This is a genomic window from Autumnicola musiva (assembly GCF_031846585.1).
GTDB classification, from domain to species: Bacteria; Bacteroidota; Bacteroidia; order Flavobacteriales; family Flavobacteriaceae; genus Autumnicola; species Autumnicola musiva.
Window position 1 is genome coordinate 56,145 of sequence record NZ_JAVRHK010000010.1, and the last position, 17,503, is coordinate 73,647.

A 17,503-nucleotide genomic window follows, 5' to 3' on the forward strand; every position below is an offset into this window, starting at 1 on the left:
TTTTTAATTAGAATCTAAGGTTTAGCCCTAAAGAAAATGTTCTTAACACAGGATATCCATCCCATGAACCAGTTGCGCTTTTATATGAAAATGGATTATAAAAGTTAATTGGATTAAGGGCTGTAAATCTTACACTTAAAGCTGACAGGTTGAATTTTTGCACTATTTCTTCAGGCACTGAATAACCTACATTTAGGTTAGGCATGGTAAACCGAAAACTACTCACCCGCCAAAATTCTGATGGTACGCCATTTATATCATTATAATATGGATTAGGCATGGTACCATCCGGATTTGTTTCGGGATTATAGACGTCATTCCAGATTCTGGGTACACTTTGAAAGCTCTGATCGATTTCTGGTGTAATTTCAATGTCTCTTGCATCAATAGCATCAAAACCACCCCATGACATTCCAAGAGTTGCATTAAAACTAAAGTTCTTGTACCCTAATCGTATGGTTGAGCCAAGACCAAAACTAGTGTTTGGTCTTTCAAGTTCTACGCGGTCGTTGTCATTAATAATCCCATCAGCCTCAGCAAACTCACCATTTCCTAAATGTTCTCCTCGAACATCACGGTAATAAAGCATTCCAGGCCTCAGGTTTTCCGCTGTCACACCAAAAACCTGTTGAATATTATATTCACTTACATAGGCATCAATATCTGCCTGGTTTCTAAACATTCCTAGATAATCATATCCCCAGGTTCCAACTTCTGACGGCTCTCCCTGACTTGCATTCCATGGCAAAGCCGAAGTCTCATCAAAATTTCCTACAAGGACTTTATTAGTGCTCCATCCACTATTCACGTCTATTCCATAAGTAAAGTCATTACCTATATTGTCTTGCCATCCTATGGAAAATTCTCCACCCCAGAAATCCACTTCACCAAAATTCTCTGCCGCAACAGTACCCCCAATTGAAAAAGGCACAGCTCCTGTTCGTTCAATTAACATGTTTCTTCCTCTATTATAGAAACCATCAACGTTTACATCTAATCGTCTATCAAAAAACTGCATATCAATACCTGCATTATTTTTATAATCATCACTCCAGACTGCAGCACGATTTGGAGATCTCTCCATTTTAAAACCATCAGATCTAAGATTGTCTCCTCCAAATACAGCTCCCTGTCCTGTTTGATAGGTATATCTTTGTCTCCAGGCCCACATTTGTGTATCATCTTTTCCTAATTTACCATGAGAGAATCTGATCTTAAGGAAATCAACCACATTCGAATTGAAGAAATTTTCTTTTGAAATAATCCATCCTCCTGAAATAGAATAGAAATGTCCCCAGTAATTTTCAGGTGCAAATTTTGTAGATGCATCTGATCGGTATAATAATTCAAATAAGTATTTGTCATTATACCGATAGTTTAATCGCCCTACGTATGACAAGGAACCAGATTCATATTTCCAGGTAAATCCTTCTTGCGGACCAAAAGCCGAGTTAAACTGGCCATTTGAATTTGGCGCCGGGTCTTCCCGCCGTACCTGTTGCTGCGAACCTTCGGTTTCACCACGCTCTATAGTAGCCAAAACACCTATAGTATGCCTTCCAAAGGTATTATTGTAGGTTCCAATAAAGTTATATTGTTCTGAGAATGAATCTGAATTTCGATAAAAAATACGGTTTCCATTCTCAATTTCCACGGGGTCACCAACTACTTGTGCATCCGGCGAATAAATATGTCCATTTTCTCCGCTTGTTTCGAAATTATAGAGATTATATACTGAGCCTAACTGGCTAAGTTTTCCGCTTCCCATGTTTCTTCCATAGGTCCCCCTAAATGCTAGTCCATTAATAAAAGGCACCTCATATTCGGCACTTATATTAAAAGTTAAGGTCTGATCTTGGTTTTTAGCATAGTTATCGAGGTTTTGAATTGCAAAATAATGATATCCATCCCCTCCTACTCCTCCATCAGGAATATTTACCGGCAGCCCGTTAATATAGGGAGGTATGTAACGCGGTGCCCGAAGAAGGTTATTATAATCATCTTCTGCATTCTCTCCAGTAACTTTATTAAAAGTAGTTGAACGGTTCGAGAAATTTCCGGACACCTGCAAATTCGCTTTTAAACCTGTTGCTATATCAACATTTGTTCCGGCACGAAAGGTCCATTTATCATAATCAACCTCAGCTAAATTCCCTGTTTGGGTGTAGTAAGAAGCACCACCAAAATATGTTGCACCCTCGGCTCCCCCACTTGCATTTAGTGTATGTCGTTGCGTAGTGGCAGAAGACCAGGCCTGGTCAAGCCAGTCATAACTATTGTTTTCAAAATATGCAATTTCATCATCAGAAAAAAAGTAATTATCACTATTACTATCTTCCCGATTAATATCTGGGTTACCGTAAGGGCCATTTAGCTCATTTATAAAACGTGCATATTCTGCTGCACTTAACATCTCTGTTCGTTCTTGTTCATCAGCAATACCATAAGAGCCGCTATAACTAAACTGGGGAGGACCAGCCTGACCACGTTTTGTTTTAATAACCACAGCACCATTGGCTCCTCTCGAGCCATACACCGCAGCCGCCGCATCTTTCAAAATACTTAAACTTTGAATTTCTGATGGATCAAGTTGATTAAATAATGTATTATCATTTCGTCCCTGTTCATCGATCTGGAGAATTCCATCAATAATATACAAGGGTTGGTTATTACCTCCATCTTTTGACATTGAAATTGGGTTTCTAATGGTTAGCGTGGGTTTCAAACCAGGACGAGTAGAACCGCCGGAAATATTGACACCCGGCAGTTTCCCTCGTAATGCTGTAGCTAAATTACCTACCGGCAGGTCTTCAATTTCCTCTATATCTACAGTTTCGACCGCACCGGTTAAATGCTCCCTTTTTTGCTCCCCATAACCAACAACCACAACATCACTAAGTTGTTCCTGATTTTCTTCCAGGGTGACATCAATATTGGATTCAGATCCAATCTCTCTCTCTATAGTTTTCATTCCAATGAAAGAAAACACCAGTACATCAGTTCCAAATGCTCTTATGGAATAATTTCCATCTCCATCGGTCACTACTCCATTATTAGTTCCCTTAACAAAAACACTCACCCCGGGAAGAGGCTCTCCTGTGTTGTCTACCACATCATCAGTGATGGTTCTTTGGTCACTAAGATCCTGAGCATAGGCCGTTATACCAAGACAGATAGCCAACAACAGTGTGCATACCTTTTTAATTTTTTTCATAGGTACTCTACTTTAGTTAATAATTAGTTTTTTAGTTAGGATAAATCAAAGAGACTACAACGTTTTCGATTATTCTGTTTATTTACCGGAAATACATCCGCATTAGTTAGTTTTTAAATTAACAGAAACCAAAAAAACCCCTTAAAATTATCTTAATCAAATATAACCGCTAACCAAAGTAAAAAGCATCCTGCACTGTACTGCATTTAAATATTAATAAAATTTTTAACTTTTGATGATATCTAAAGACTCCCAGTACCAAATAATTTTGGGAAATTTAAATTCAATTATTACCTGTTAATTATGGGCTGTATCAAGAAGTATTACAACTGGGGCAAAATTCAGCTCATAAAGATTATATAGTCAAAAAAAAACTGTCTGGCTCTTGCCAGACAGTTTTAGACTTCTCCTAAAAATCAATATTATTCCATATCATCAACCGGCATCAGGCTAACATTAGATATTGTTATACCTTCAGGGCCTAAATAGCCTTCATAGCTTCCAGATTTAATTACAATATAGGCGGTACCTCCTTCTTCAAAAGTAAAAATTCCATCAGCTGCACCATCACCACTACAGGATAAATCCACAATATCGCCTTCGAATGGATCTATACCACATTCAGCATAAGCGTTCAGGCTCCATAAATTATTTTCAGCATAATCATCTCCCTCAGGTTCCTCATTGCTAAAATGAAATTCCAACCAGGCCTGATTCATGCCTCCTCCAGCAACATCAGCAGAGAAATGATACTCTTTCCCAGCTTCCACCTGAATCTCCTGCCAAACTACAACATTGGTAGTTACACCTTCACCTTCATTTGAAAGGTGCAATCCTGCTTCTGTAAAAGAAACATCTGTAAGTATTTCATATCCAGCCTCCTGAACGTTCCAGGCATTCGGATCCTGAAAATTACCATCTTCAATTCTTTCTCCCTGTAATGCCGGATCAATAATCTCCACCATTCTCCGGACTTCTCCTCCATTTCCATCTCCCTGAACAGCTAAAATAACTTCAAATAGTCCACCATTAGGAAAGGTATGTGTTGGAGAATCTTCAGTTGAAAAACCACTGTCATCCCCAAAACGCCAGTAAGAAGCATCATATTGTTGAGATTCATTGTTAAAATGAACTGTAAAAGGATCTTCCGGATCTGTTTCATAACTGAATTCTGCATTATTTCCTTCTGGTAAGGATGGTAATGAATTATCGTCATCCTCTGAACATCCATACAAGAATGCCATTGTAATAATCGCAAAAAGCCTGATTTTTAAAAATGAATTTTTCATATGTTATTTTTTCTTATATAAACCTTAGGCCTATAAATTTATAATTATAGCTAAAATATAGTATCCCGCAGTATCCTGTAGAACCTGTTTAACAAAATTTGACTGAGCAACTGCACAATAAAAATTGCTGAGACCCCAATAATATCGATATAACAGATCATCTCTTACAACCGAAAACTTTCAGCGGTCAATGAGGAAGTAATAGATTAGGAAATTTATGCAAAGGGTTTTTATTATTAACAGGTATGGTATAATCTATTTCAATTTTTGGATTAGTACCGTTTAGGTATTCCTCAATATTGGTATAACCGCTTTGGTTCATATCCTGGCCTGCATCTGAAGGATCTTCAGGATTTAATCCGTATAATTCCTCCCACCAATCAGGGATTCCGTCACTATCACCATCGCTGACTGGTTCGGCAGTTTTAAGTTCCGGCCATCCTCCTACATCTTTCTGCGAATCAATGATCCCATTTTCACCAAAATAAGCAGTACCGGTACGAACTTCTTCTACAATTCTATGCTCCCAGGTATCACGTCCAGGTACAGTAACTCCGGCAAAACGAAGAATGGGAGCAACAATTTCTTTTGCCGGTTGTGTCCAGACTGGTGCCACTTCGATTGGTTCCTCCAGTTTATATTCATTAGGATTCATGTCTCCTTCAGCTTTAACCAAATCTTTCCAGTTATCATTACTTTTACGGGTTTCCAATACATTTCCGGAAACATACCAGCGTCCGGCAGGAAGACCATAGCCGCTACGGTCATCTATTCGAACAAGACGTTCCATAAGTTGTGTTACAGGGCCTGGTTTATAGTAGTTATTTATTACATTAATTTCATCAGGTTTACCATCCAGAGTACGATACTCCCAATTATAAACAAGGTTGTTACGCCAGTCAAGATTGTGTGTTCGCTCATCTGCATTTCCTGCAATGCTGGGATTTCGTGCCGTATGATGGGCCAGCAGGTTATGGTGATAGCTGGTATTTTCACCGCCCAAAGATGCACCATATCCATGCTCTCCCTTTTCATGAACAGAATTATTTAGAGCTTCAGCAACAATACACCACTGAAAGGTGACATTTTTAGCTCCGTGCCAGGTATTAATGGCTTCATCTGTAGTCCAGCTTATCGTGCAGTGGTCAACTATCACATTTTCGGCATCAGAAACTGCAATTCCATCATCGAATGTAAGATTTTCATCTCCACGCCTTACCCGAAGATATCGCACAATTGTATTATCACCACTAATATTTAATTTAGCCCCACGTAATGCAATCCCTTTACCCGGAGCTGTTTGACCTGCAATAGTTATATCCGGATTTTCAATAACAAGATCGGACTCCAGTTTTATAGTACCTCCTACCTTAAAGATTATAATACGTGGACCAGATGCCTCCACTGCTGATCTTAAACTTCCCGGACCGGCATCATTAAGATTAGTCACTAACAAAATCTCTCCTCCCCGTCCTCCGGTGGCATACATGCCCGCTCCCCATGCGCCCGGAAAAGCAGGAAGATCGAATAACTGTTCAATTTCATCATAGTAAGATTCCAGATCAGGTTGTATTGGGATTGAATCCTGGGCCAATCCTGAAAGGATTGTGAAATAGATAGTTAGTAATAGCAAACTCTTATGCATATATATTTGTATTTTAAAACTTGTTTACAATTATGATAAATAAGTTATTGAGTTCTATTTAAAAACATTAATCTATATTCTAGAAAGTAAAGAGATATTAAAAATACAGCACCTTCTCGTTTATACTTCCTTTTGAAAGTAGATCTTGAAGGTGCTATAAAACTAAACTAATAAACTAAGTCAATTATTTAATTAGCATAGGCAGGGTTCTGGGGATACTCTCCTTCATCCAGGGATATTGCACTTAATGGAATAGGTCGCAAAATTTTTAATGCTCCATTGTTACCCATGAACTGGCTCTCTGAGGTTATTTGAGGATTATAAAGAATGGTACGCTCTATAAGCCTGCCAGTACGTTTCAAAGTAAACCAGCGGTGACCTTCCCCAGCCAGTTCTCGAGCCCTCTCATCTAGTATCAAATCAAGATCAACTTCGGCTTCTGTTATAAGTATTTCCTCCACATGCCCCTCCATAGCTGCACGCCTTCGCACCTCGTTTATACGTTCAGCTGCCTGGGTTATATTCCCTTCCTGAAAATAGGCCTCAGCAGCAATAAGATAGGATTCACCCAAACGCGCTATATAAAGGTCATGCGTAAACCGAACATCACCGTTCTGGATTCTATCGAATTTCTGTAACGCAGGATATTGTTGACTGGTAGATGCCCACCAGCTCCCATCTATTGGAATAACAGTTGTTTCGCTACGTGTTTCGGGATTAGCTGCCCTCCATTCTTCTACATTTGCTATTTGCTCTTCTGTTCTGGGATAGTAAATCTCAACAGGAGTGTTTTCCGGGTCTAAATAATTACCTACATAAGGACTCGTTCTTACATTAAGGAAAGTACCTTCAAACCGGGTATCGTGCTCCCCAAAAGCAGTAAACAAATATTCTGTGGGATGAAGCATGTTTTTCTTGGAAACTCCTTCAAAAGCACCCTGAATAAGCGGCCCCCATGGATTATCCCAGTTATGTGCACCACCATTAATAAGAGAAGCCTCGTCATATTGTACAGCAAATAGCACCTCTTCGTTCATTTCATTATCCCTTCCAAAAAGTTCAGAAAAAGGAATATCAAGAGACTGGCCATTTATAGCCTGATCGGCATAAGAAGCAGCCTGGGAGAAATCGCTAGGTTGTCCAAAGTCTTCATAAGCACGAGTAAGGTACGCTTTGGCCAGCATGTGCATAACAGCTCTTTTTTCCACTCTTCCATATTCATTTTGAGTAACAGGGACCTCCTCCAATGCCATTTCCAATTCATCAATAATAAATTCATATACTTCTGAGGCCGGAGTTCGTTCAAAATGAGTGATAGGCTCGTTGATCATATCAGTTACCAACGTCACATCTCCAAAAGATTGCACCAGTAAAAAGTAATAGTACGCCCTTAAAAAACGGGTTTCTCCTTTTCTAGATTCCAGCTCCGGAAATTCTTCGGTGAGATCGGCATAATGAAGTGCGGTATTTTGCACCTGAATACTTTCATATAAAGTCTGGAAAAAATCCCCAACCTGGGGCGTACCCGGGGTTAAACTTTGATACGTTGTTAATGCCAGTGGAGCATCCTGATGAGCACCGAAAAAAAGATCGGTTCCTGCTGAGAAAATGTATGGAGTAGGCCCATAAACATCTCTCAATGTTGAATAGGCAGAATTCACTAAAGTTTCGTATCCTCCTGGAGTTACATAATAATTCTCCGCTGTCGCACTACTGGGGTTTTCTTCTTCTAAATAATCTGAGCAGCCAGTATTTAGCATTAATGTAAGTATTGCTGCTGTGTATAATATTTTTTTCATCTTCTTAAATTTTTTCATTAACCTTTTAGAATCTAATATTCACGCCTAACTGATAGGTTGAAAAAGCATTTGCGTTTGAACTCATACTCGCAGACCCCCATTCCGGATCAAAGCCTTCATATTCTGTCCAGACATAAGGATTTACCGCATTCACGTATATCCGCATCTCCTGTAAGCCAATCCTTTCGATAAAATTTCGATTAAAATTATATCCCAAAGTCACATTTTGCAGTCTCACAAAAGAAGCGTCCTTATTAAAGCCGGGATATCCATAATCTTCGGCATCTTCCCCATAGAATTGCCCGGCATAAGCAGGCTGAGGATAGGCATTGGTATAATTTGCTTCTGTTACAGGGTTTTCCCGCATATAATAATCTATATCCAGAATTTGTTTGGTATTCATATCTGTATATAATTCATGAAAAGGACTAAAGATAAACACCCCTTGTTTGGTATAAATATTTGCTGATAAATCCCAGCCTTTATACCTAAAGGTAGTTTGTAAACCGCCAATCCAGGTAGGAAGTGGAGAACCCAAAACCCTCATATCATTATCAATATCATATATCCCGTCTCCATTGAGATCTTTTACTCTCGCAGTCCCTTCAAGTTCCTGCATATTTTCTTCTGTTAGCTCATCGCGCTGCCATACGCCATCATATTCCATGGCATAAACTACTTCCACAGGCTGACCTATAAACCAGCGATTTGGCACATCATCTTCTTTTTTACCATACAGGTCCACAATCTTGTTTTCGTTTGTAGAAAAAGTAAAATTGGTTTCCCAACTGAAATCCCGTGATTGGATGTTAATAGTTCTTAGCTGTAACTCAATTCCTTTATTACTAACAGAACCAACATTGTCCATCATGCTAGCCCAACCTGTTGGTACCGCTAATTTGCGTGACATTAATAAGTCTAAAGACAACCTATCGTATAAGTTTATTTCTCCTGAAATCCTGTTGTTGAAAAAGCCAAAATCTACCCCAAGGTTCCACTCCCTGGTACGTTCCCAGGTTAACGATTTGTTCGCAATGGCACTAGGTCTAAATCCATTGGCCATCGTACCATTCCAGTCATAATAGGTTTGATTGCTAACTGCAAACTGTGTGGTATATGGAGAAATGTTATTGTTTCCGGTATACCCGTAACTCAACCTGAACTTTAAATTATTAATCGTTGGACTATTTTTAAGAAAATTCTCTTCAGAAACTCTCCAGGCTACTGCCCCAGAAGGGAAGCTGGCCCATTTGTTTCCTTCGGCTAATCTTGAAGAGCCATCCCAACGTAAGGTACCTGTGACTAAATATTTATCTTTAAAAGAATAATTTATTCTATTTGTGTAAGACATAAGGGTACTTTTTTCAAAACTACTAGCGGTATTTAAGGAAGAAGCACTTCCTACATTATAAAATTCAGAGTTAAACGGCAGATCCCAGCCAAAACCATATAAGTATTCATTACGGTCCATTTGCATAGAATAAATAAAATCATAATTAAAGCTATGATCACCAAAATCTTTTGAAAGACGTAAATGGTTATCCCAGATGTACGAAAAATCCTGAGAATTGGACATCTGCGCTCCTGCCCCACTCTTTGTTTGAGCAGGATCCCAGTATTCTCCATGTCGATTTAAATGAAAATTAGGCGAAAACGTAGATCTTAACGACAACCAGTCAATAGGTTGAAATTGCACATAAAAATTTGAAAGCACATAAAAGTCTTCATCATTAAATCTATTCTTCAGGTCAGCTAAAGGACTTGTATTCCCCGACATCCCTCTTAGGGGAAGAAGGATTTCATCTCCATTCTCATCATAAGCCGGGGCCCAATTAGGGGCACGAAATAATTGTTGCATTACTGTTCCACTTCTTAATTCCCGCTCAGAATATGCCAAATTAATATTAGCTCCCATTTTGATCTGATCATTAACATTAGCATCAACATTAGCTTTGAAGTTGTATTTATCATAGTATTGCCCATCAATATTTCCATTATCACCCTGGTAACCAGCACCAACAAGAAAAGTTACTTTTTCTGTTCCCCCGGATGCAGAAATAAAGTGATTCGTCTGAATGCTTGGTCTCAATAGTTCTTCTGTCCAGTCGAAGTAATTTTCATTTGCAAAAACATTTTCCCAAAATTCACGATCTTCTCCTGAAGAAGGAAACCCGTGATAATAATCACCTAGATCTTCAACGGGATCACCCTGATATAAGGACCTCGAAATCGCTCTGTTTTGCGTCCATAGGATTCCTTCTTCAGCATTGTGAAAATCTGGCATATTAGAAACTTCCTTGACTCCTACAAACCCCTGATAGGAAAAGCGTGTTTCACCTGCCAATCCTTCTCCAGATTTCGTAGTCACGATTACCACTCCATTGGAGCCACGAGAGCCGTAAATTGCAGTTGAAGAAGCATCTTTAAGAATATCAATTCGCTCGATATCCATTGGATTCAGAAAATTTATATTATCAGTCATTATTCCATCTACTACAAATAAAGGTCTCCCTCCAGATAGAGAATTAATCCCGCGGATGTTAATATCAAAATCGGCACCCGGAAGACCAGAATTGGCAGTAATATTCACACCGGCTACCTGTCCCTGCATGGCAGCCATTGGACTTGTAGTACCACGTGCTACCAAATCCTCATTACCTATTGTTGAGACGGCTCCTGTTAAATCCCGCTTCTGTACAGAACCATAACCAACCACTACAACCTCATCCAGTTGATCACTATCTTCTTCCATAACAACATTATAGGTATTCACCTCTCCAATAGTTCTCTCAATCGTTTTCGTACCCATAAAAGAAAAAACCAGGGTTTCACCGGGAGAAGCCTGTAAAGAGTACTCTCCGTCAAAGTTGGTTTGTGTACCGCTGTTCGTTCCTTTAACTGCAACATTAACTCCCGGTAGAGGCATACCCCTAGAATCTGTTACCTCACCTGACACAGTTTTTTCTTGAGCAAGCATTGCGAAACTAAAGAACAAAAAGTTAAGGAAAAGAATTTTTATTTTGCAATTTTTTTTCATTTTGCTTAAAATATTAAGTTAATTTTATATAATATATATTAATCTAAGCTAAAATTTCACATTTTATCTTTCATCCTGTTCTATCCTGCATAAAATATTTTTTTCTTCTATGGTTTAGCAGTCTATTCCCCGAGCCATCTCCACCTCTCTGCCCAGTCTGCCATAAACTTTTCACGCCATTTATAGATGGTCTTTGCTCCCTGGTACATTCCTTCAAAATTATCAGGATCATCACTCCACCAGTTATTTAAATTTCCCATATTATCCGGATGCGGTGCTCCCGGCCAGGGATCTACACTTACGAATTTCCCTTCCAACCCGTCGAATTCGTCTATTTTACTATGAATTTTATAACTCCAGTTTCCAGTGGTTTTGGTTACAAATCTTAATTTGTATTGCCCGTTGCCAATATAATAGCCATCGAATTGCTGACCGGCTATTTCCATGGTAAGGATTGGTTCTCCAACCCCTATTCCCGAAGTTGGGGCTTCCAGCACCCATTCCATTACACTGAAAACAGGAACAGTATCATTTATGGTAGTTAGGCGGTTAAATTCCCGTTTGGCGCTGTATTCTAATGGAACAAAGCTTCCTCCCCAGCTTAGCCCGGCTGGGCTTTCATGGTTCCCATTCAATAAATATAAAACCGAAGGAGTATCTCCCATTTTTATCACTCCTCCATAATAATTTCCAAAATCACGTCCCATGGCACCTCTGTTCTTGATATGAGATTTATAAAAATTTTTCACGGAAGTATCCCGGTGAGGATTATTATCTATAAAAAATCCACGGTAGGTAGCATTGGCTTCGATCATAAACAGATCTGGAAAATTAGAAGCTATGTAATTATAGGCATTCACACTCCATTTTTTATTAGGTCCCCCAATCCAGTATACTCTAATGGCAGGTGCAATCTCAGGGGCATCATGTAAAGCCTGGGCTACATCTTCAATTCCGCCCCAAACAAGGATCCATAACGGCTTTCTATTTTTCAGCTTTGCACATTCAATTATCCATTCAGAACCTTCATTCGAAGAAGACCAACCTTCTATGGGAGCTTCTTCAATGCTCCCCTGCTTAGTAATGGAGCGTAGGTAATCGGCAGTAGGAAAATTTTCGGAATGTTGTTCAAGTTTAGGATAATCCTGCTCATAAAGATCAAGCATATCCAAAATATCTTCTTTACGGCCCTCACCGTAGGGAGAAGAAATGAGTCCTTCGGTTTCAAATTGATCGGCATACATCAAAAAATGGATCATCGACTGGAAATCATCGGGATCGGTACCTCCAATATCGGTGCTAATGATTACCCTTTCCTGGCTGAAAAGTATGCCCACGTTCAGGAAAATACTCAGAAAAACTCCTGCTTTGAAAAATTTTTTTTTCATTTAATCTCAATTTAAGACAGCTTAATTTTTCAATAAAAAAACCTGCCTATTTCAATTCTTTGCCTTGTAAATCTATATTCCACGGCTTTAGGCCAATTCAATTATTAAAGATTGGTTAATGAATTCGATATTATTGCACTAGAATTCTTAAATAAGTCAACAACTATTACTGGAGTCGAATTAGAGACAATTATCGAAAGCAGTAAATTTTTATTTGCTTTTCAGGTACCTTTATTGCTATTTTCCAATTATTATAAGCTCCCTCAGTAATGAATCTCCATGGGATCTTATAATTTGCTTTTATCGAAATCTGTAAAAATCTATTAATATTGATGCCTGGATTTACATAGGTTCTGCAGATTTAAATCACTCCCTTTCTTTTTCTCGTTAGGTAGCCATAGAACGTTAGATCATTATCCACTTTCTGATATGGGAATAAATAACTTGCAGCCCAGCCTACGAAAAACAATATCAAATGACTATAAACCCCCAGCATGTATTTATGTTGGGTATAATTAAGGGAGCCAAGATCTAGCAATAGCCGCTCCTCTGCTCCTGAACCTATTGTTGTAGAAGTTAATATTGCATACCCTGTGTATAATATACAGGTGATTATTCCAATATAGGCACCTTTTTTATTAGCTCTTTTTACTAACAATCCTAAAAGAAACATACCTGCCAAACCACCAGAAAAAATGGCATATAACATAAAAACAATACTTAAAACTCCTTCATCGTCTGTATAGACATAGATAGTAGCAATACCTATTGCAATTAATCCTGACAAAACAACTAAAATTTTCCCCATTTTTACCCGGTCTGCATCGGTGCTATGAGGTTTAAAACGTCTGTAATAGTCCTCAACACCTACAGCTGACAGGCAGTTAAGATCAGAATCCAGGCTTGATATTGCAGCAGAAATAAGCGCTGATATTATCAGCCCAACTAAGCCCGGAGGGAGTTGAGTGGTTATGAAATACGGGAAGACGGCATCCGGTCTTATATCGGGAGGTAAGGCTAAAGGGGTAGCTTTATAAAAGGCAAATAAGGCCGTTCCAATAAACATAAATACCGTCCAGGCAGGAAGAGTCATCAACACCCCAAAAATAGAGGCATTAATAGCAGATTTATCTGTTTTAGCAGTAAGATACCTTTGAACAATGGTCTGATCGGTTCCATATTTTTGAATTGCATAAAAAATGCCATTGAATGCCATTACCCAGAAAGTAAGGTTTACAAAATCCCAGTTAAAGGGCCCTAAACCTATTTTTTCATTTTCCATTGCTGTGTCCCAGATTGTACCGAAACCGCCTTCAGTATTTAGAAGTATAACAGTAATTGCTATTATTCCACCTCCAATCAATAAAAATCCCTGAATAACATCAAGCCAGATCACTGCTTCCATTCCCCCAAGTAAAGTAAGAAAGACAACAGCAATACCTACTACCCATATTATTGTTAGAATATTAAAACCAGTCATACTTGAAAGAGCTAAGGACAGTAGAAAAAACACAGTTCCCATTCCTGAAAAAGTGGCAAATACAAAAGCAAGGGAACCATATAACCTGGCAAAATAACCAAACCGCTTTTCAAAGTATTCGTAGGCACTTAGCCCAATAACTTTACGATATAGCGGTACTATATAACCTATAAGAAATAAAAGAACCAAAGGCACCATTATACCCTGCACTAACCTAATCCAATTAGAGGAATAACCTTCTCCCGGATAAGCTAAAAAAGATATACTGCTTATAAGAGTAGCAAAGATAGACATACCAATTGCCCAGGAAGGAATATTACCACCCGCTGCAAAATATTGCTTCGTATCTTTCTGCTTTTTGGAAAATTTTATTCCCACTGCAAGAGATATCATCAGAGAAATAGCGATAATAATGTAATCTATAACATGTAAAGTTGCTCCGGACATTCTTATAATTTTTAAAATTCACTAATACTATTGATGCTGACCATTGATAGCTGCAATGATAGACGCCAGAACTAATTGATTTAATTGTCCTTTGAGCTTCCAACCAATAAATGCCATGTATTTATTTTCTCTCTGATAAATCTACAATCACTTTTCCCAAAGAATTAGCATGGAAAATCTCTTCATCATCAACAAAAATTCGGAAACCGGAACCCCTTCCATATTTTTTACCGTTTCTGTCCCATAGAAATGTAAGAATCCTGTCGTGATATTTTACTTTATCCAGACAAAACCAGTCCCACTGTCCTTCAGGAAGAAGCGGTTCTACTTCTAATATATTATCCTCCCGCGGCTTTAGACCAATGAGATCATTAATTATTAAATCTACATAACCAGAATGGTTATAGTGCACGCTGCGGGGCTTGTCTCCATGTAAATGTTCATTGGTTTGTTCATCAAAATATTCTCCAATGAAAGGTTTTCCATCCTTTTCATGCGCCATTGCGTATTTTTTCAGTTCTCTAAAATAATCTTCTTTGGTCATGAAATTTTCGCTGTAATTCGTCAACAAATTTGCCAGGGCTTTTAAAGTCTGGGTACTGGCATAGGGCCACACAGCTCCATCCCATTCGGAAGTACCGGTCCCGTGGGTGCGAAATTCGGGATGTCTTTGTTCAGCGGTAGTCAGACCATACGGAGCTTTAAAGCCTTCAGTATCGTTGATTTGTTTCCAAGCCTCTGCATACTCAGGATAATCTTTAGGGAGGTTAAAATACCACGGAATATACCCAATTGCTTCCCGCACGTCGGCCAATTCGCCATTTTCCAGCCGAACTTCAAAGAAATTTTCATCCTCACTCCAAAGATTTTCGTGCACCAGTTCTCGTAACTTTTCAGCTCTCTGAGTGTAAACTTCTTTCAGGCTATCCCTGTTTATCATTTTGGCCATTTTAGCCATAGCTTTAGCATTTCCATACATATAACTATTAATGGTGGGCCTGATATTTTTCTCGGTTCTCGATCCGCTTATAGATTCTTCCATAGCATCCCGCACATCATACTGCCAATACATCCCATTTGGGAGTCTTTTCTCCTCCTGCCACTGTAGATAATCTGCGTCTAACTCATTGATCAATGAGATTAAAAACACATCATCATTATTTACCAGGTAACGCTGATAAACGGCATGGGCCAGCCATCCACTAAACTTGTGATGAAAAGATTTTTCAGCATACTTATCCCTTATAAGCCAAAAAATAATATATTCATCCATATATTTATCATTGTGTAACCATCTTCCTTCGTTGATATGATGTCCTAAAGCCGAACTAATGGTATTGTAATTCCCCCCATGGCTTACAGGAGTAATAAATTCAGTAAAAACAAAACCTTCCGAAGTCTTCTTTAAATGCTTGCGAAAAGTCCACCAACGGAAATAATAAATTTCTTCCATTTTAGGATCGGGAGCTTCAAAAAGGGGAATATTATTCTCGAGCCATTTAAAAGATTCCTCATCTGAAATATAATTTACCACCTCTTCTTCATACATATCATTAAAGGACTTAACATATTCCTGAAGTTTGTCGGGTTGCAAAATCTGGCTCTTTAGTTCCTCTTTTGCACACATGAAGCAAATTAAAACAAAGACTATATTAATCTTGTAAGTATGCCTTAGCTTATTTTTTGAATTTTGAATTTTAGTCGAAAACATATTTATTATATTATATTATTAGATAAACTATCCAACTGTGTGAAGGGTTCGATAACAACTTTGGTTGACATCTAAACCTGCATCTGAAGAAACTTCAGAATTTTTTCACCATATATAATCCCCCACTTATTTGGCAGCCCATTTTATCACTATCCCCGGCTCGTTAAGCTATCCATGCTAATATTTATACGAAACAACGATCTCATTCGCAGAAAAATGAACTTTAACTTTATTAAATCTTATATTTCACAGGAGGAAAGTTTAAAGCATTTTTTTATTTCAATAAAAACTCGTTGCTAACCTCACCACCGGAACAGATAGAAAAAATAAATATTTGATAATTTATTTTCAATGATCAATTCCAGATTGAAAAGGATCTTTCAGAAAACTTTCAATTTTTGATTCTATTTGAGCATGGTCTTTATCAGCACTAATAAACCCAATAATGCATATATGTTCGTTACCGCTCATCCCGTAAATTTCATAGCCATCTTCTGGCCCGGTACGGCCAAAACTATAAAGGTCCATATTATGAACGTTTCCTTCTCTGATTTGGCGATGGTTCTCGTTGGGAGCATCATCATTGGGCGATTTTGCAAGAAAAAGATAATTGTTCACCTTTGGATCACCAAGATAATACCATTCCGGTGTAAAATCTTTAAACTTCCCACGAGGAGTATGCTTTTCCCCATCGGGCGTAACAAAATAATCTTCTGCCTCAGAAGAACCACCTACAACTCCTTCATATAGAAAAGAATAATCTCCTTGAGATTCTATCACTTTAACCACAACACGGTCTGGAAAGAACCAGTACTGAAAAGTAAAATCAGGATTCTTTGATTCCAGAATCACCAGGTCTCCTTCGGTTACATTTTTTATTATCCTTGTAGTCGACCCACTATCACGGCCAGCATGCCCAAAATTGTTTACAGTGTTGGGAAAACCTCTGAAATCTCCATTAGGACCTGGTTCCATATTAGATGCAATCCAATCATTCCCTTCATTATCAATAAAACTTTTGAATCCTGATACACCATCCTCTTTTTCAAAATAAACAGTACCCATTGGCATTTCAATTTTATAGCAGCCCGTTCCATTCCAGATTTCTTCTGTTAACTTTACCTTTTGGGCATTAACAGTAGTAAAGAGAAACACCAGGAAAAAAATAACCGTAAAAGATAATCTGCTGAATTTTATTCTGACTAAAATTTGTAACAATTCTACGAACATTAATGAGCATTTTAAATTCATTAATCCCAGCAATACTGGAGCCTGATTCACATAAATTTTTGGGCCGCTATTATCTAGGTTGATTACCACCTTTGAATGAATTCTTATTGTTATCTCTAGCAGAAACACATAAAGAAAGATTCAAAGAACAAATGAGGCTAAAACTTAAATCCGGGTTTTTCATATTAGTATTTAACAATATTAAGCGAAGTCAAATCTTAAAAATTCATTTAATGGAATTACAATTTATTTTTAAATATAAT

Annotated in this window: 9 protein-coding genes; all 9 read right to left on the minus strand. The window is 38.2% G+C overall.

Annotated elements, in window-relative coordinates; translation table 11 throughout:
- Positions 1-7 precede the first annotated feature (7 nt).
- A complete protein-coding gene (locus tag RM539_RS13415; RefSeq protein WP_311503924.1) occupies positions 8-3,214 on the minus strand; it encodes a SusC/RagA family TonB-linked outer membrane protein in 3,207 nt (1,068 codons plus the stop codon).
- Positions 3,215-3,636: 422 nt separating this feature from the next.
- Entirely contained in the window at positions 3,637-4,503 is an 867-nt protein-coding gene (locus RM539_RS13420) for a PKD domain-containing protein (protein ID WP_311503925.1), read from the minus strand.
- Positions 4,504-4,690: 187 nt separating this feature from the next.
- Positions 4,691-6,148 (minus strand): pectate lyase family protein, encoded by a 1,458-nt coding sequence (locus RM539_RS13425; protein ID WP_311503926.1) that lies wholly within the window; start codon positions 6,146-6,148, stop codon positions 4,691-4,693.
- A gap of 188 nt (positions 6,149-6,336) precedes the next feature.
- Complete coding sequence (locus RM539_RS13430) at positions 6,337-7,947, minus strand: RagB/SusD family nutrient uptake outer membrane protein (protein WP_311503927.1); 1,611 nt, start codon at positions 7,945-7,947, stop codon at positions 6,337-6,339.
- Between the two features lie 25 nt (positions 7,948-7,972).
- On the minus strand, positions 7,973-10,984 hold the full coding sequence (locus RM539_RS13435; protein ID WP_311503928.1) for a SusC/RagA family TonB-linked outer membrane protein: 3,012 nt from the start codon (positions 10,982-10,984) through the stop codon (positions 7,973-7,975).
- Positions 10,985-11,106: 122 nt separating this feature from the next.
- Positions 11,107-12,372 carry a nucleoside hydrolase-like domain-containing protein gene (locus RM539_RS13440; RefSeq protein ID WP_311503929.1) on the minus strand — a complete coding sequence of 422 codons (1,266 nt, stop codon included), beginning with the start codon at positions 12,370-12,372 and terminating at the stop codon, positions 11,107-11,109.
- Between the two features lie 361 nt (positions 12,373-12,733).
- Complete coding sequence (locus RM539_RS13445) at positions 12,734-14,299, minus strand: sodium:solute symporter family protein (protein ID WP_311503930.1); 1,566 nt, start codon at positions 14,297-14,299, stop codon at positions 12,734-12,736.
- A 121-nt stretch (positions 14,300-14,420) separates the two neighbouring features.
- Positions 14,421-15,926 (minus strand): MGH1-like glycoside hydrolase domain-containing protein, encoded by a 1,506-nt coding sequence (locus tag RM539_RS13450; RefSeq protein WP_311503931.1) that lies wholly within the window; start codon positions 15,924-15,926, stop codon positions 14,421-14,423.
- Between the two features lie 432 nt (positions 15,927-16,358).
- On the minus strand, positions 16,359-17,240 hold the full coding sequence (locus tag RM539_RS13455) for a hypothetical protein (RefSeq protein WP_311503932.1): 882 nt from the start codon (positions 17,238-17,240) through the stop codon (positions 16,359-16,361).
- Positions 17,241-17,503: the final 263 nt, after the last annotated feature.